General features: G+C 69.5%; 9 protein-coding genes. 3 read left to right on the plus strand and 6 right to left on the minus strand.

From position 1 onward, the window contains the following. Position 1: 1 nt before the first annotated feature. From ABE473_RS13775 to mrcB, 3 genes are read right to left on the minus strand one after another with little or no spacing between them, the layout of a single operon-like run. Positions 2 to 2059 carry an ATP-dependent DNA helicase gene (locus ABE473_RS13775; RefSeq protein ID WP_346489856.1) on the minus strand — a complete coding sequence of 686 codons (2058 nt, stop codon included), beginning with the start codon at positions 2057 to 2059 and terminating at the stop codon, positions 2 to 4. A 41-nt stretch (positions 2060 to 2100) separates the two neighbouring features. Then, entirely contained in the window at positions 2101 to 2628 is a 528-nt protein-coding gene (locus tag ABE473_RS13780; protein ID WP_176988448.1) for a hypothetical protein, read from the minus strand. 15 nt (positions 2629 to 2643) lie between these two features. Next, on the minus strand, positions 2644 to 5085 hold the full coding sequence (gene mrcB / locus ABE473_RS13785) for a penicillin-binding protein 1B (RefSeq protein WP_346489857.1): 2442 nt from the start codon (positions 5083 to 5085) through the stop codon (positions 2644 to 2646). 96 nt (positions 5086 to 5181) lie between these two features. On the opposite strand from mrcB, the gene ABE473_RS13790 reads away from it, so the two are divergent. Continuing rightward, on the plus strand, positions 5182 to 7281 hold the full coding sequence (locus ABE473_RS13790) for a glycosyltransferase (RefSeq protein ID WP_346489858.1): 2100 nt from the start codon (positions 5182 to 5184) through the stop codon (positions 7279 to 7281). Here ABE473_RS13790 and ABE473_RS13795 read toward each other — a convergent pair. Together ABE473_RS13795 and ABE473_RS13800 are read right to left on the minus strand one after the other, a co-directional pair. Further along, positions 7278 to 8840 carry a hypothetical protein gene (locus tag ABE473_RS13795; RefSeq protein ID WP_346489859.1) on the minus strand — a complete coding sequence of 521 codons (1563 nt, stop codon included), beginning with the start codon at positions 8838 to 8840 and terminating at the stop codon, positions 7278 to 7280. The genes ABE473_RS13790 and ABE473_RS13795 overlap by 4 nt on opposite strands. A 29-nt stretch (positions 8841 to 8869) precedes the next feature. Further along, positions 8870 to 11023, minus strand: a complete 2154-nt coding sequence (locus ABE473_RS13800) for a bifunctional (p)ppGpp synthetase/guanosine-3',5'-bis(diphosphate) 3'-pyrophosphohydrolase (RefSeq protein ID WP_346489860.1) — start codon at positions 11021 to 11023, stop codon at positions 8870 to 8872. A gap of 132 nt (positions 11024 to 11155) precedes the next feature. Here ABE473_RS13800 and ABE473_RS13805 point away from each other — a divergent pair, with 132 nt between their 5' ends. Next, entirely contained in the window at positions 11156 to 11668 is a 513-nt protein-coding gene (locus ABE473_RS13805; protein ID WP_346489861.1) for a hypothetical protein, read from the plus strand. 42 nt (positions 11669 to 11710) lie between these two features. On the opposite strand, the gene hrpA is transcribed toward ABE473_RS13805, so the two are convergent. Then, entirely contained in the window at positions 11711 to 15814 is a 4104-nt protein-coding gene (gene hrpA, locus ABE473_RS13810) for an ATP-dependent RNA helicase HrpA (protein WP_346489862.1), read from the minus strand. A gap of 96 nt (positions 15815 to 15910) precedes the next feature. Between hrpA and ABE473_RS13815 the strand changes: the two genes are divergently transcribed. After that, the gene (locus ABE473_RS13815; protein ID WP_176988442.1) at positions 15911 to 16462 is read left to right on the plus strand and encodes a Dps family protein; all 552 of its coding nucleotides are present in this window, start codon (positions 15911 to 15913) and stop codon (positions 16460 to 16462) included. The last annotated feature ends 569 nt before the right edge of the window (positions 16463 to 17031 follow it).

Consider the following 17031-nt stretch of genomic DNA (forward strand, 5'->3'; position numbering starts at 1 on the left):
GTCAGAACAGGGAAGTGGGAAAGTCATCGGTGGCCTGCACGGCCTGCACCGGCTGCGCAGAAGCAGCCGCAGCTGCGGGCGTGGGTCCAGCGACGGGCCATTGTGGCGCAAAGAAGGCCTGCACATCGCCCAGCGAGCGGGTGCGGCGGAAGGGGGGCAGCGAATCCAGGAAGATCCGCCCGTAGCCACGGCTGAGCAGGCGCGGGTCGCACAGCACCAGCACGCCGCGATCGGTCTCGCTGCGGATCAGGCGGCCCACGCCCTGCTTGAGCGCGATCACCGCCTGCGGCAGCTGCTCGTCGCGGAACGGATTCCCGCCGTCACGACGGATCGCATCCAGCCGCGCTTCGAACACCGGATCGTCCGGCGCGGCGAACGGCAATTTGTCGATCACCACCACGCTCAGCGCATCACCGACCACGTCCACGCCTTCGCGGAAACTGGCCGAGCCCAGCAGCACCCCATTGCCGGACTCGCGGAAGCGCTGCAGCAGGGTCGCGCGCGGGGCCTCGCCCTGCACGAACAGCGGCCACGGGGCATCGCGCAGCGCCTCGGCCGCTTCGCGCAGCGCGCGATGCGAAGCGAACAGCAGGAACGCCCGGCCGTGCGAGGCCTCCAGCACCGGCGTCAGCGCGCGGATCAACGCGGTGCCGAAGCCGCGTGCGGCCGGGTCGGGCAGGTCGGTGGGCAGATAGCACAGCGCCTGCCGGGCCCAGTCGAACGGGCTGGGCTGCAGCAGGCTGACCGGATCATCCAGGCCCAGCCGCTGGGAAATGTGCTCGAACCCACCGTCCACGGTCAGCGTGGCCGAGGTGAACACCCAGGCCGCCATCGAGCGCTGCCGGTGCTCGCGCAGCGGGCCGGAGACATCCATCGGCGTGCGCTGGCAGCGGAAGCCACGCGGGGTCAGTTCATACCAGAGTACCTCGGCCGGCGCCGGCGCCTCGTCCGGATCGGTGTCGAAGTCGAGCATCGGTGCGTCGTCGCCGAGCCAGCGCGACAAGCGCGACACCGCTTCCATCGCGCGCGCATGGCAGGCATCCAGGCCGGGCGATGCGTCACGCACGCCCGCCAGCGCATCGCGCAGCTGCACCAGCGTGCTCATCGCCGCGTCGAAGCCATCGCGCACCTGCGGCACGGTCAGCGCACGCCATTGCGTGCCGCGCGGTGGCAGGCCATCCATCGCCACGCGCAGGTCGCGCAGGGTCTGTTCGAGTGCGGCAGCCGGCTCCTGCAACGCGGCCTGTGCACCGGCCACGCTGCGGCTCTCGGCCAGGCAGTCGCGTGCCAGCTCCTGCCACGGGCGCATGCCGAAGCCTTCGCCGAAGAAGTTCGCGGCCAGCTCCGGCAGCTGGTGCGCCTCGTCGATCACGAACGCCTGGGCGCCGGGCAGGATTTCGCCGAAGCCTTCCTGTTTGAGCGCCAGGTCGGCCAGCAGCAGATGATGGTTGACCACCACCACGTCGGCGGCCTGCGCCCGCTGCCGGGCCTGCACGACAAAGCAGTCGTCCCAGAACGGGCACTCGGTGCCGAGGCAGTTGTCGACCGTGGAGGTGACCATCGGATACAGCGGCGAGTCCTCCGGCAGGGCCTCCAGCTCGGCCATGTCGCCGAACTTCGTGCGCCCGGACCAGGCGAGGATGCGCTGGAACTGCGCGACCTGCTCCGGCGAACTGAAGCGCGGTTCGCCGCGCGCCTGCTGCAGCCGATAGCGGCACAGGTAGTTGGCGCGCCCCTTCAACAGGGCGCTGCTGTGTCCTACGCCGAGCGCGGCACGCACGCGCGGCAGATCGCGGTGATACAGCTGGTCCTGCAGCGCGCGGGTACCGGTGGAGATGATGGTCTTGAGCCCGGACAGCAGTGCGGGCACCAGATAGGCATAGGTCTTGCCGGTGCCCGTGCCGGCTTCGGCCAGCAGGACGTCGCGCTGGTCGAACGCTTCGGCGATCGCCGCGGTCAGGCGCAGCTGGGCCGGGCGCGGAACGAAGGCATCGAGCTGGCTGGCGAGCGCCCCGCCCTCACTGAGGGCATCGCGGCTGGCGTGGGCAAGTTGGGACATGACGACAGTGTAGTGCCGGCCGTTGGTCGGCCGGCGCTACATCAATACCGCATGATCCCCGGCACCGTGCAGCCTTCCAGCTGGGCATGCGCCGACGCCGCGTTTTCCTTTTCACCACGGGCCAGACGCGACTGCTCGATGGTCGCCCAATGGCGACGGCACAGCGGGCCGGTCTTCGAGCCCAGTTCGATGGACTTGCGCGCGAATGTCTCCGCTGCCGCCCAGTCGCCCTGCAGCAGCGCGATCTCGGCGCGATCCTGCAGCACCGACGGATCCGAGGCCATGATCGCCAGCGCCTGATCCAGCGCGACCGCGGCGCCGGCCAGATCATTGGCCTGGCGGCGGGCGTGCGCGGCCTGGCGCAGGTCCTCCACTTCGCTGTCGCGCAGCGGCTGCACGGCCAGTTCCTTGTCGTCATTGCCGGCGGCGGCATCCACGGCGGCCAGGCGCTGGGCCGGCGTGGTGGTGTCGACCGGGGCTTTCACGACCGGTGGCGGCGTGACGCAGGCCGCCAGCGCCAGGCACAGCGTGGCAAGCGAAGCGGAACGGATCAGGAATCGGGTGGTCATGCAGGCAGGCCTCGATCAGGGTTGACGCGCGGGGGTGGCGGCCGGTGCATTCTGCGCCGGTTCGGGGGCGGGCTCGGGCTTTTTCTCCAGGCCGAACCAGCTGCGCCAGCCACCGCCTTCACTCTGTTCGCCGCCCTCGCCTTCCGGCAACGCGCTCGGCGCGGTACACGGCACGTAGGCCGGGGTGTAGCCGACCACGAACGGGAAGCGACGCGCGCCCGGGCAGCTTTCATCGGTGGTGGCCGTGCCGCTGGCTTCCACGTACTGCCAGTCCAGGCCCTTGTTGCTCACCTTCAGCGGCGCGCTCGGCAGGCGCTGGAAGATGCCCGACCAGACCCGCATCGAGCCGGTGGCGCCATACAGCCCCGCCTGTTCGTTCTGGTCGTTGCCCATCCAGATCACTGCCAGATGGTCACCGGTGTAGCCGGCGTACCAGCTGTCGCGGCCGTCGTTGGTGGTGCCGGTCTTGCCGGCCGGTTGCAGGCGGCCCAGGCCGTCGGCATTGAGGCGCTGTGCGGTACCACTGGCCACGACCTGCTGCAGGCCGATGCTGATCAGGTTGGCGGCGATCGAGTCGCCTTCCTGCGCCGGCGCCGGCGTCTTGTCATAGCGCTTCATCAGCTTGCCCTGCGGGTCGAGCACGCCGCGCACCGCATGCAGCGGCTGGATTTCGCCACCGGAGGCCAGGAACTGGTACAGCTGGGCCATCGCGTAGGGGCTCTGGTCCGTGGAACCCAGGATCACCGCCGGATTGGGATCGGCCTTGAGACCGGCAAGGACATGGATCAACTGGGTGACCCGCTCCGGACCGACCTGCATCCCGACCCGTACCGTGGCCTGGTTGTAGGAATGGGCCAGCGCATCGATCAGGCGGACGGTGCCGTGGCTGCGGTTGTCCGCATTGCCGGGCGACCACTTCTTGCCGCGGCTCAGCTGCACCGTCACCGGTGAATCGTCGACCCAGCTGGACAGCGAATAGCGGTCCGGCTGCGCCAGCGCCAGCAGGTAGACGAACGGCTTGAGCAGCGAACCGACCGGTCGCTGGGCCTCGATGGCGCGGTTGAAACCGGGTTCGGAGACATCGCGGCTGCCGACCACGGCCAGCACGTCGCCGTTGTGCACGTCGGTCAGCACCAGGCCGGCCTGCAGTGCGGGACGACGCTTGCTCTCCAGCGATTTGATGGTCTTGGTGACCGCGCCTTCGGCATATGCCTGCGCCGACGGCGCCATGCCGGTCATGACGCTCAGGCCCGCGCCCTGCAGCACCGACTCGGGATAATCGTGGCCGAGCTGGCGACGGACCAGATCCACGTACGCCGGGAAGCGGTTGGCCGCGATCAGGCCCGGGGTCTTGGGCACGCCCAGCGGCGCATCGACCGCACGCTTGTACTCGGCATCGTCGATCAGGTTGGCTTCGCGCAGCTTGCCCAGCACGAAGTTGCGCCGGTCCAGCGCGCGTTCGGGATTGCGGCGCGGGTCGTAATAGGACGGCCCCTTGACCAGGCCGATCAGCAGCGCGACGTGCTCGGTATTGAGCGAGGCGAGGTCGCGACCGAACCAGAACTCCGCGCCCGAGGACATGCCGTGGATCGCCTGGCTGCCGCGCTGGCCCAAGTACACCTGGTTGAGGTAGGCCTCCAGAATGGTGCGCTTGTCATAGCGCGCCTCCATGATCAGCGCGTACAGCACTTCGTTGAACTTGCGGGTGACGGTCTGCTCTTTGCCGATCCCGAGCAGGCCGCTGCGGGCCAGCTGCTGGGTCAGGGTCGAGGCGCCCTGGCGGCTCTGGCCACCGGAACGCACGGTCACCCAGATCGCGCGGGCGATGCCGCTCAGATCGATGCCGTGATGGCGGTTGAAGTCCTTGTCCTCCACCGCCTGCAGGCCGGTGACCAGCAGTTCGGGGGTCTCTTCGATCCGGACCAGCCGGCGCTCTTCCTGCTTCTGGCCATACAGCGTGGCGATCCGGGCCGGATCCAGGCGCGCGGCTTTCAGGGCCTTGCGGCTGTCGGGGTCGCGCAGCGAAGCGACCGACCCACCGGACAGGCTCAGCTCGACCCGGCGCGGGGCGACCCGGCCGTCGACGTCGTTGTAGCCGCGGCTGGAGATGACGAAGCGGCCGCCTTCCTGCGAATACGTGGCCGGCGATTTGCCGATCCCGTCATCGCGGTAGGCCGAGGCCGCCAGCTCTGTCTTGAGCGTGGCCGCATCCATCGCCACCCCGGGCGCCAGCGCCAGCGGGCGCGCATAGACCCGGGTGGGAATCTGCCAGCGCAGCTCGCCGAAGCGCTGGGTGACCTGTTGGTTCAGGTACACCGTATAGGGGATCAGGAAGCCCAGCCCGAGCGCGACAGCTGCCATGCCCCAGGTGATCAACCGGCGCCGCCACAGCGGGCCGCGGCTTTCGGTGTCGTCGTCGAACTCGTCGATGTCGTCGGAATCGTAGCGTCGGGGCACGGGGATGCGAGAATATGAAGTCCGGCGAGTCTAACGCAGCCACCGCGAGCGGCGCGTTCTCCCGGGTTCCCCCGCTTAAGCTGGAGTTGCAACGGGATGTCGATGTCCTTGGCCGATGCTCGCTATTTCCTGAACCGCATGCTCGGCCTGTTCCGTCGCAGTCTGGCCAGCCTGCGTACCCGGGGCTGGCGCGCCACCTGGCAGCGGATCCGGGTCCACACCCAGGCCGTGCCGGCCCCGCGCGGCGCGCCGCTGTACCTGCCCGCGGCCACGCCGTTCGCGCCGTTCACGGTCCCGACCAGCGAGCGCCCGGTGGTCAGCATCGTGATTCCGGTCTACAACCACGCCGCGCACACCCTCGCCTGCCTGCGGGCGCTGGCTGCCCATCCGCCGCAGGTCGACTGCGAGATCCTGGTGGTGGATGACGGCAGCAGCGACGAGACCACGACCTGGATGCCGCGGATCAGCGGCCTGCGCTATGAAGTGCGGGCGGCCAACGGCGGCTTCATCGAGGCCTGCAACGACGGCGTCGCGCGCTCGCGCGGCCAGTATGTGGTGCTGCTCAACAACGACACCGTGCCGCAGCCGGGCTGGCTCGACGCCCTGCTGGCCACCTTCGCACGGGTGCCGCGCGCGGGCCTGGTCGGCGCACAGCTGCTCTATCCCGACGGCCGCCTGCAGGAATCGGGCGGGGTGATCTTCCAGGACGGCAGCGGCTGGAGCTATGGCCGCTTCGAGTCGCCCGAGGATCCCCGCTACAGCGCGCTGCGCGATGCCGACTACTGCTCCGGCGCGGCACTGATGATCCCGCGCGCCCTGTGGGACGAACTCGGCGGCTTCGATCTGCGCTACAAGCCGGCCTACTACGAAGATACCGACCTGGCGTTCGCGGTCCGCGCCAGTGGCCACCGCGTGCTGGTGCAGCCGGCCAGCCGCGTGGTGCATGACGAGGGCACCAGCAACGGCACCGACACCGGTAGCGGGATCAAGGCGTACCAGGTCCGCAACCGCAGCGTGTTCGCGGCGAAATGGGCCGAGGCACTGCAGGCGCACCCCGCGGTGGGCAGCGTGCCCTCGCCGGCGCTGCTGCACCGCGCCCAGCGCCAGGTCCTGATCCTGGATGAGGAAGTGCCGCAGCCGGACCGCGATTCGGCCTCGCTGCGCCAGTACAACCTGATCCGGATGCTGCTCGACGACGGCATCCACGTGGTGTTCGTGCCGACCCGGCGCGAGCATGGCGGCGCGGCGACCGAGGCGCTGCAGGCGCTCGGCGTGGAGGTCTGGTACGCACCCTACCTGGTCGGCGTGGCGCCGTGGCTGCGCGCCAACGGTGCCCGCTTCGACGTGGCGATGATGGTGCGCTACCACGTCGCCCACGAGTGCCTGCCGCTGCTGCGCAGCTTCGCGCCGCAGGCCCGCACCGTGTTCGACACGGTCGACCTGCATTACCTGCGCGAGCGCCGCGGGGCCGAGATCGCCGGCGACGCCGGCCTGCTGCGCAACGCCGAGCGCACCCGTGCGCGCGAGCTGGCGGTGATGGAACAGGTGGATGTGACCGTGCTGGTCAGCGCGGCCGAGCGCGAACAACTGCGTATCGATGCACCGGCCGCCACGGTCGAACTGATTTCCAACCTGCATGAAGTGGCCGGGGCCGGCCCGGACTGGGCCGAGCGTCGCGACCTGGTGTTCGTCGGCGGTTTCCGCCATCCGCCGAACCTGGATGCGATGCAGTGGTTCATCGGCGACGTGTTCGCGCGCATCCGCGCACAGCTGCCCGACATCCGTTTCCACTGCATCGGCGCGGCGGTGCCGGATACGCTGCGCGACCTCGCGGCGACCCAGCCGGGCGTGGAGATCCATGGCTTCGTGCCGGACGTGGTGCCGTACATGGATGGCGTCCGCATCGCGGTGGCACCGCTGCGCTTCGGCGCCGGGGTCAAGGGCAAGGTCAACCTGAGCATGGCGCATGGCCAGCCGGTGGTCGCCACGACCTGCGGCGTGGAAGGCATGCACCTGCGCGATGGCGAGGATGTGCTGGTCGCCGATGATGCCGAGGCGTTCGCGCAGGCCGTGGTCCGGCTCTACCAGGACGAGGCGCTGTGGCGCCGGCTTTCGACCGCCGGTCTGCAGAACATCGTGGACCACTTCTCGCTCGATGCCGCCCGCGCCACCGTGCAGCGGGTGTTCGGGGACTAAGCGCCGGCGCCACCGCCGGCGCTGCGCAGGCGCTCGGCGAACGCCGGCAGCTCGGGCAGGTCCGGCTGCCAACGGCGGGCCTGCAGCAGCGCCTGCTGCGCGAAGGCGATGTCCCCCGAGCCGAGGCGCTCGCTGCCGATGGCCAGCCAGCGCTGTGCCAGCCGACGCCGTGCGGCCGCTTGGCCCGCCTCGTTGTTCGACAGCGTCTGCCAGGCGTCCAGGCAGGCGCCGGCCGCCAGCACACGATTCTCCCGCAGCCGATCCTCGAAGCACTGCCGGCTTGCCGGCAGCAGCCGCCGCGCGGCGGCACGCACCCGCGGATCCTGCGGCGCCACGCCCTGGGCTTCACGCAGGGCGTCGTAGGCACTGCGTCCGGGCGGCTCGAGGAACTGGCCGTCGCCCTCCGCTTCCTCCAGGCGTGCGAGCAGGCGCTGCAGGGTGCGCTCGCGCTGCGCGCGCGGCACCGCCGGGGTCGTCAGTGCCGCCTGGGAACGGCGGGCCTGCTCGATCGCATGCCGCGCCGCCTCCAGCGCACGCGTGGACGCACCCAGTGTTTCAGCCGCCTGCACGGCCTGCGCGGCTTCGTCGAAGCGGAAGTTGCCGGCCAGCCGCGTCGCGCGCGCCAGCTGCGCATCGGCCACCTGCAGCTGGCCACGGCGCGCGGCGGGATCGTCAGGCAACGCCGAGAGCACCGCGGCGAAGGCCTCCGCCGCGACGTCCAGCTTCTGCCGACGCACCGCGGCTTCGCCGTCCCGCTGGCGGCGCTCCAGCGCATTGTTCACCGCCTCCTGGGTGGCGGGCAGATCGACATGCCCGGCATCGAACCCCCGGGCACTGCGCACCAGCTCCGCCGCGCGTGCGACATCGCCGCGATCGGCGGCGGTGCGTGCCTGCTGCAACAGGTCCGAGAGGGCATCCTCGCGCCCTTCCAGCGCGCGGAGCTGGTTGGGCGACAGGGTGAGCACCTGCTGGAACAGTGGCAACGCGCTGTCCGGGCTGCCATCGAGCCGTTGCGCCTGCAGGGCCGCTTCGGCACGGCCGAGCAAGGCACCGATCCCCGCGCGTGCCTGGTCGTGTGCATGCAGCTGCTGCGCCACCGCGTCGGCATCGCGCTGCGGCACCTGCAACGCGCGCGCCAGCGCGAGCGCGGTCGTCGCAGCCGGCACATCGGCACGGTCCAGCGCGTCACGGGCCTGCTGGAGGGCGGCCTGGCCGGTGCGGGCCAGGCCGCTGCGCGCCTGCAGGCGATCGTTGTCCAGCGCCAGCGCTGCCTCGAAGGACTCGCGTGCGCCGCTGCCATCGGCAGCACTCAATCGGCCTGCGGCCAGCGCGCGATCGCCCTGGTCGAGCAGCTGTTCGATCTGCGGCTCGTTCCAGAACCAGTTGGCCACCGGCCGGCGCAGCAATGCCAGGCCGACGAAGAGCAGCACCGCGACCAGCAGTGCCCAGCGCCAGATGCGCCGGGCATGACGCGCCTGCACCCACCACCAGCGGCCCTCGCGGCGCACGCGTCGCAACGCCTCGTGGGCGGCCTCATGCCTGTCATCGTCCCGGCTCATGGCGCGAGCCTAGCGTGGGGCACGTGAGCTCAGCCTAGACGCCGGGCTTCGCTGACGCCGGGCAGCGCATCGAGCTTGCCCAGCAGGGTGGAGAGCTGCCCGTAGTCGCTGACCTTCAAACGCAGGCGCAGGTGCGCACGGCCGCTGTTGCGGACGTTGTCGCTGTGGATGTCCAGCACGTACGCATCTTCCTGCGCGATCAGGTTGGTGATGTCCTTGAGCAGCCAGCGCCGGTCGACCGCATCGACCACCACGTCCACTTCGTAGCCACCACCGGCCTGGCCCCACTCCACCGGCAGGATGCGCTGCGGACTGGCGGCCGCCAGCCGCGCCAGCGCGGCGCAGTCGGTGCGGTGCACGGTCACGCCGCGCGCACGCGTGAGGTAGCCCACGATCGGCTCACCGGCCACCGGCTGGCAGCAGCGCGCCAGCTGCACCAGCAGGTTGCCCACGCCCTGGACGGTGAAGTCGGCACTGCGCACGCTGTCGCGCCGCGCGGTCGGGCGTGGCAGGACCGGCGCCGCCGGCTGGCTGGCGGCGCGCTCGGCCTCCAGCAAGGTGCGGCTGACCTGGTTCGGCCCGGTATCGCCCAGCGCCACCTGGATGTACAGATCATCGACGCTGTCGGCGTGGAACTTCTTCACCGCGATGGCCAGATCCGCGTGCTGCAGGCCGAGGCGCTTGAGTTCGCGCTCCAGCAGCTCGCGGCCGGCCAGTACGTTGCGCGCGCGGTCCAGCTTGTGGAACCAGCCACGCACCTTCTCGCGCGAGCGGTTGCTGGCCAGGAAGCCGCTGGAGGCCAGCAGCCAGTCACGCCGGGGATCAGCTTCCTTGCCGGTCAGGATCTCGACCCGGTCGCCGCTGCGCAGGCGGTAGGTCAGCGGCACGATGCGGCCATTGACCTTCGCGCCACGGCAGCGGTGCCCGACCATGGTGTGCACGTGGTAGGCGAAATCCAGCGGCGTGGCGCCCTGCGGCAGGTCCATCACCTCGTCCTTGGGGCTGAGCGCGTAGACCCGGTCCTCGGTCAGCTCGGCGTCGAGCGCGCCGGCCAGTTCGCCGCCATGCCCTTCCTGGGAGTGCTCCAGCAGCTGGCGCATCCAGGTGATCTTGCGGTCGAAGGCTTTCTCCGCGCCCTTGCTGCCTTCCTTGTAGCGCCAGTGTGCGGCCACGCCGAGCTCGGCCTGGGCGTGCATGTCGTGGGTACGGATCTGCACTTCGATGGTGCGCCCTTCCGGGCCGACCACGGCGGTATGCAGCGAGCGGTAGTCGTTGGCCTTGGGGCGGGCGATGTAATCGTCGAACTCGCTCGGCACCGGGGCCCACAGCGCATGCACCACGCCCAGCGCGGCGTAGCAGGCGGCCACGTCATCGACCATCACGCGCACGGCGCGGATGTCGTAGAGCTGCTCGAACGCCAGCCGCTTCTTCTGCATCTTCCGCCAGATGCTGTAGATGTGCTTCGGGCGACCGCTGACCTCGGCGCGGATGCCCTGGGCCATCAGCTCACGCGACAGCGCTTTCTTGACGCCCTCGACATACCGCTCGCGGGCCAGCCGGGTTTCGTCGACCTCGCGGGCGATGCGGCGGTAGGTGTCCGGTTCCAGGTGGCGGAACGCCAGGTCTTCCAGCTCCCACTTCAACTGCCAGATGCCGAGCCGGTTGGCCAACGGCGCGTGGATGTCGCGGGTGAGCTGGGCGAGTGCGCGCCGCTCTTCCGCGGGCAGCCGATCAGCACCGCGCATGCGCGCCAACTGGCGGGCCAGCAGGATCGGCACCACGCGCAGATCGCGGATGATGGACAGCAGCAGGCGACGCAGGCCTTCGCTGTTGCGCCCGGCCTCGCGCCCGGCGTGCAGCGCCCACACCTGGTCGGCGGCGTCCAGGCCGTCGAGCAGGCCGACCACCACCGGCTTGAGCGCGCCGACCGGCAATTCGTCCAGCCCGGCGCGCAGCCACGGCAGATCGAACAACAGCGTGGCCAGCAATGCCGACTCGTCGGCCGACAGCAACGACAGCGCATCCAGGGTGTCGGCCAGCACCGGCCAGCCCGCACGCATCTCCAGATCGGCCTCGGGCTGTTGCCAGCGCTGCAGCAACGCGTCGCGCAGTTCAGCCGGCAGCGAAGCCACCGAGGGTCGGTTCAACAAGGCATCCAGGCCGGGAGCAGAAGCGCGGTTCACAGCATCGTACAGACAAGACAGAGGCCACCTACACTAGCGCCGCAGCGCCCCCCCGACAATCGCCGCCACCGGCATGTGCACATGCCGGGGCGCTGGCACTACACTGCGGCCATCCCTAGGAGAGACCCTGCCATGCGCTTTTCCCGTCTGCGGTTGTTGGCCTGTGCGGCCGTTCTGATGAGCCTTTCGCTGCCGGCCCTGGCCCAGCGCGTGGTCGATGGCGATCTGCAGCAGCAGATGTCGGCAGCCGAGTTCAAGGCGGCCGGGCTGGAAAAGCTCACGCCGCAGGAACTGGCCCAGCTCAACAACTGGCTGCAGGGCAAGGTGGCCGCACTCGCCGCGACTGCGCGCGAAGAAGCCCGCGAGGAGGGTCGCCAGGAAGTCATCGTGAAGAACCGCGGCTTCCACGATTTCGGCAGCAACGATCCGATCGAAACCAACATCACCGACGAGTTCCGCGGCTTTGCCAAGGGCCGCCGGTATGTACTGGCCAACAAGCAGGAATGGGAACAGACCGACGAGGCGACCTTGAGCGGCGTGCGCAAGACCGCCCCGAAGGTCATCATCAATCCGGGCCTGATCGGCGTCTGGTACATGAAGGTCGACGGCTACAACACCCGCGCCAAGGTCCGCCGCGTCAAGTAATCCCTGCGCCCCGTGCCATATCGGCACGGGGCATTGGCCGGATCAGGCGGCCTGCAGCGCAGCCACGCGCTGGGCCAGTTTCTTGGCCGATATGCCGGTCCTGGCGCCCAGCTCCTGGGCGAACAGCGAGACCCGCAGCTCTTCCAGATCCCAGCGCAGGTCCTGCCACTGCGGCCGCGCGCGCAGTCCGCGCGCCTCCGCCTGCGCCAGGGCATCGACGAACGGACGCAGCTCCAGCATCCGCGCCTGATCGCGCGGCGGATCGCGCTTGGCGCGCTCGGTCCGCAGGATCATCGCGCGCAGATAGCGCGGGTACTGCGCCAGTGCATCGGCCGGTGTCTCACGCAGGAAGCCGGGATGGACCAGGGCGGCAAGCTGCTGCTCCATATCGTCCAGGTTGCCACGCGCCCAGCCCATCAGCGGTGCTTCCAGCTGCGGCTTCAGTTCGGCCACGTGCGCCAGGATGTTCTCGGCCAGCTTCAGGCGCGCCATCGCCTCGCCGAACAACGCCTTTCCCGCCTCCGCACTGCGCTTGGCGAACACGGCCGGATCGCGGATATCGCCCAGGCCCTCGGCCAGCACGGCATTCATCGCCGCATCGACCAGGTCGCCACGCAGGCGCTCCTGCGATTCGATCGCGGCATACAGCAGGCCGGTCTTGGGCGGCACCGGCAACTGCTTGCGCGCCTGCTTGGCCTTGTCGGCCAGCGCGATCTCCAGCAGGCGACGCACGCCGCGCGGATGCTGTTCCAGCGCCTCGTTGCGGTCGGCGAAGATCTTCAACGCGGCGGTTTCGCCCTGGTCCACCAGCGCCGGGTAGGCCGGCACGCCGGCTTCGCCGGGCACCTGCAGCGGGATCGGGCTGGCGGGGAAATCACGCAGTCCCTGCGCCGCCAGCGCGCGCCCGGCGCGTGCGGCAAAGGCATCACCGGCCTTCGCCCCGAAGCGCGCACGCAGCGCGTCCAGATCGCGCGAGGTCGCCGGCACCTTGCCGTCCGCATCGCGCAGGCGCAGGTTCATGCGCAGGTGTGCCTCCAGCGAGGCTTCGTCGAAATCCGTCGCGGCCAGCTTGGCACCGGTGGCGCGCGACAGGAACCGCGCCAGTTCGCCCCGGATGTCATCGGCGGTCGGTTCGGCGAACGCCTCGGCAAATGCACGACCGAAATCCGGTGCCGGCACGTAGTTGCGTCGCATCGCCTTGGGCAGGCTGCGGATCAACGCGGCGGCCTTGTCCGCGACGAAGCCGGGGGCCAGCCACGACAGGCGCGCCGGGTCCAGCGCGTTGAGCAGGTGCAGCGGCACCTCCAATGTCACGCCATCTTCGTCGGCGCCCGGTTCGAAGGTGTAGTGCAGCGGCAGCCGTGCGTCGCCCAGCGGCAGGTACGTGGGATAACGCTCTGCGTCGCTGCCTTCGCCCGGCAGCAGATCGGCCAGCGTCCACGACAAGGCGCGGCGTTTCTCCGGCGCCAGTGCCTTCCACCAGGTATCCAGGCCCATCGCCGAATGGATCTCGGCCGGAATCCGGTCCAGATACCAGCGCGCCTGCCAGCCTTCATCGGCGACGATGCCGGCGCGGCGCAGCTTGGCTTCTTCTTCGCGCGCCTGCTCCAGCACCTTGAGGTTGTCGGCGACGAAGCCGGCGCGGGTGTTGATTTCGCCGGTCACCAAGGCCTGGCGCACGAAGATGTCGTGCGCCTCGCCCGGTGCGATGCGGCCGTAGTGCACCGGCTTCTTCGGTGCCAGCACCAGCCCGAACAGGCTGATCTGCTCCGAGGCCAGCACCTGGCCCTGCGCGCGCGACCAGTGCGGGTCGAAGTGCTTGCGCAGCAGCAGGTGCGGCAGTTCGTTGATCACCCAGTCCGGCTCGATCGCGGCATTGGTCAGGCCCCAGATTTTCTGGGTGTCCAGCAGCGTCGCGGTCAGCAGCCACGGCGGCGGCCGCTTGGCCAGGGTCGAGCCCGGGAACGGCAGGAAACGGCGCTGGCGCGGCGCCAGGAAGTCGCCCTTGTCGCTGCGGTGGCCGATCTGCGTGGGCAGGCCGGCGATCAGCGCGCGGTGCAGGGTCTGGTAGGCGGCGGCGCGCACTTTATCGCTGAAGGCGTTGCGCGCCTCGGTGTCGGCACCCTTGACCGATGCCGGCGTGCTCTCCACGGGCGCCGGCTCGGATTTCCCTTCGCGGGCCAGGCGCGCGGCACGGTGCTGCTGACCGCGCGTCGCCTTGATCTTCGCCTCGTCATCGCGCGCCGGTGCAGGCGCGGACGAACCGGCCAGCAGCGGTGCCAGGGAGGTCTCGGCCGCTTCTTCCGTCCAGCCCAGTTCCTCGCACAGCAGGCGCAGCTGGCGATGCAGTTCGCGCCACTCGCGCATGCGCAGGAAGCCGAGGAAATGCCGCCCGCACCAGTCGCGCAGCTTGGACTGGGTCAGGTCTTCGTGGGCCTGGCGGTAGCCGTCCCACAGGCGCAGCACGCCGACGAACTCCGAGCGGCCATCGGCGAACAGCGCATGCGCGTTGTCGGCGGCGGCGCGCGCTTCCGGCGGGCGCTCGCGCGGGTCCTGGATGCCCAGGAACGAGGCAATCACCAGCATCGGCCGGAGGCAGCCCTGGGCCTGCGCGGCAACCAGCATGCGGGCCAGTTTGACGTCCACCGGCAGGCGCGCCATCTGGCGGCCGATCGGGGTCAGGCGGCGCTCCGCATCCACCGCGCCCAGCTCGCCGAGCTGCTGCCAGCCATCGGCGATGGCGCGCTCATCCGGTGCTTCCAGGAACGGGAAATCCTCGATCCTGCCGAGGCCGAGCTGCAGCATCCGCAGGATCACCCCGGACAGGCTGGAGCGGCGGATTTCCGGATCGGTGAATTCCGGGCGTGACTGGAAATCCGCCTCGGCATACAGCCGGTAGCAGATGCCCTCGGACACACGGCCGCAACGGCCCTTGCGCTGGTTGGCGCTGGCCTGCGAGACCGCTTCGATGTGCAGCCGATCCAGCTTCTGCCGCGGGCTGTACCGCTTGATGCGCGCAAAACCGGGGTCGATCACATAGCGGATGCGCGGCACTGTCAGCGAGGTCTCCGCGACGTTGGTGGCCAGCACGATGCGACGATTGGCACCCGGGTTGAAGACCAGGTCCTGGTCCTTCACCGACAGCCGCGCATACAGCGGCAGCACGTCGGTCCCGCGGTATTTGCGCCGCTCCAGCGACTGGTGCGCATCGCGGATTTCGCGCTCGCCCGGGAAGAACAGCAGGATGTCGCCACGCGGGTCGATGCGGGTGATTTCATCCACCGCCGCGACCACCGCATCATTCACGGTGCGCTCGCCATCGCGGCCGCCCTCGGCCTCGCCACCGCCCTCGCCTTCCAGCGGGCGGTAACGCACCTCCACCGGGAAGGTGCGGCCTTCGACGCTGATCACCGGCGCATCGTCGAAATGCTGGGCGAAGCGCGAGGTGTCGATGGTCGCCGAGGTGACGATCAGCTTCAGGTCCGGGCGCTTCTTCAGCAGCTGCTTGAGATAGCCGAGCAGGAAATCGATGTTGAGGCTGCGTTCGTGCGCCTCGTCGACGATGATCGTGTCGTAGCTGGACAGCCAGCGATCACTGCTGATCTCGGCCAGCAGGATGCCGTCGGTCATGAACTTGATGCGGGTATCGTCACCGACGCGATCGGTGAAGCGCACCTGGTAGCCGACCGTGGTCCCGAGTTCGGACTGCAGCTCCTGCGCGACGCGGGTCGCCACCGCACGTGCGGCAATCCGTCGCGGCTGGGTGCAGCCGATCATGCCGGCCGTGCCGCGGCCCGCGGCCAGGCACAGTTTGGGCAGCTGGGTGGTCTTGCCCGAGCCGGTCTCACCGGCGATCACCACGACCTGATGGTCGCGGATCAGCGCGGTGATGGCCTCGGCTTCACGCGCAATCGGCAGTTGCTCGTCCAGAGTGATGGCCGGCTGATTCAGCGCGCGCGCTTCGCGGCGCTGCACGGACGCCCGCAAGGCCTGCTCGAACGCCGCCGCCAGACCCGCATCCGCCGGTTTGGCCCGCCAACGCGAGAGCATCCCCAGCAAACGACCGCGGTCGCGGCTCATGGCCCCGTTGATCGCGGCCTGCTGCTGGGCCAGGCGTGCTGCTTGTGGTTTTTCGATAGCGCTCATCAATCGATTCGTTTAGAACTTTTGTTTACTACTGAAAGGGTAGTCTGATCTATTGTGAAGGCCATCCGATTCATCCCATCCATAAGGAGTTCTCCCATGGCGAAGACGACCAAGACCCCGGCAAAGACCAAGACGGCCAAGCAGAAGCTCGGCGCGGCGGCCCCATCGGCCCCGAACATCGATATCGGGATCAAGGAGGGCGATCGCAAGAAGATCGCCGATGGACTGTCGGCGTTCCAGGCAGATGCGTTCACGCTCTACCTGAAGACCCACAACTTCCATTGGAACGTGACCGGGTCGATGTTCAACTCGCTGCACACCATGTTCGAGACCCAGTACACCGAACAGTGGGCGGCCCTGGATGACGTGGCTGAACGCATCCGTGCACTGGGCTTCAACGCCCCGGGCTCCTACCGCGAGTTCGCGGCCCTGACCTCGATCGCCGAGGAGCCGGGCCTGACCGACAGCGCGGACTGGCGTGAAATGGTACGCCAGTTGGTCACCGCCAACGAGGCGGTGTGCCGCACGGCGCGCAAAGTGCTGGACGTGGCCGACGATGCGGACGACGCACCGACCGAGGATCTGATGACCCAGCGCCTGCAGACCCACGAAAAATATGCCTGGATGCTGCGTTCGCTGCTGCAGTAAGGGTTTGTTTTTTGGCGGGCTTTGCTGACTGAAAGCAACGTCAAAGGCGAAGTCAAAGGCGACGGCAAAGGCATTGGCTGCCGGGGTCTGCGTGTTGGCGAGCGGGGGCCAGGCCCTGCCGGGACGCGCCGTAAACCCATCCATGGGGGCTCGTGGGCGCCTTGCTCGTTTGTGCAATCCTGCACAAACGGCAAGACCGGGGTTGGGCGTCCTGCCCAACCCGTCCGGCGCATGCGCCGGACCCTTGCCGCCCTGACGGTCCCCTCAGGGGCTGGCCCCCAATCGCCAGACAGATCTGGATGGACGGTTGGGCAAGCCGGAGCGACTGCCGCAGGCCGTAGCCAATGGACAACTGCGGCAAGAACGCACCACCACAGGCGCCGATTGGCGCCTGTCTGCGTTTGAGTGGTTCTTGACCGGCTCTTGAGCGGCTCTTGAATGGCTCTTGGCTGGCTCTCCTTTGAGCACCAGCCAAGTGTCGACGGGGCGGGGGGGGGGGGGGGGGGGGGGGGGGGGGGGGGGGGGGGGAGGGGTGGGGATTCCGGACCCCCGGAGGAGCGGACGGGGGG

Source organism: Stenotrophomonas sp. TWI700, assembly GCF_039673645.1.
Lineage (GTDB): Bacteria > Pseudomonadota > Gammaproteobacteria > Xanthomonadales > Xanthomonadaceae > Stenotrophomonas > Stenotrophomonas maltophilia_AA.

What these genes read in the sequence shown, in the direction of transcription:
- ABE473_RS13775 (WP_346489856.1), bottom strand. Translation starts at nt 2,059, where the DNA reads ATGTCCCAACTTGCCCACGCCAGCCGCGATGCCCTCAGTGAGGGCGGG.
- ABE473_RS13780 (WP_176988448.1), bottom strand. Translation starts at nt 2,628, where the DNA reads ATGACCACCCGATTCCTGATCCGTTCCGCTTCGCTTGCCACGCTGTGC.
- ABE473_RS13790 (WP_346489858.1), top strand. Translation starts at nt 5,182, where the DNA reads ATGTCGATGTCCTTGGCCGATGCTCGCTATTTCCTGAACCGCATGCTC.
- ABE473_RS13795 (WP_346489859.1), bottom strand. Translation starts at nt 8,840, where the DNA reads ATGAGCCGGGACGATGACAGGCATGAGGCCGCCCACGAGGCGTTGCGA.
- ABE473_RS13805 (WP_346489861.1), top strand. Translation starts at nt 11,156, where the DNA reads ATGCGCTTTTCCCGTCTGCGGTTGTTGGCCTGTGCGGCCGTTCTGATG.
- hrpA (WP_346489862.1), bottom strand. Translation starts at nt 15,814, where the DNA reads ATGAGCGCTATCGAAAAACCACAAGCAGCACGCCTGGCCCAGCAGCAG.
- ABE473_RS13815 (WP_176988442.1), top strand. Translation starts at nt 15,911, where the DNA reads ATGGCGAAGACGACCAAGACCCCGGCAAAGACCAAGACGGCCAAGCAG.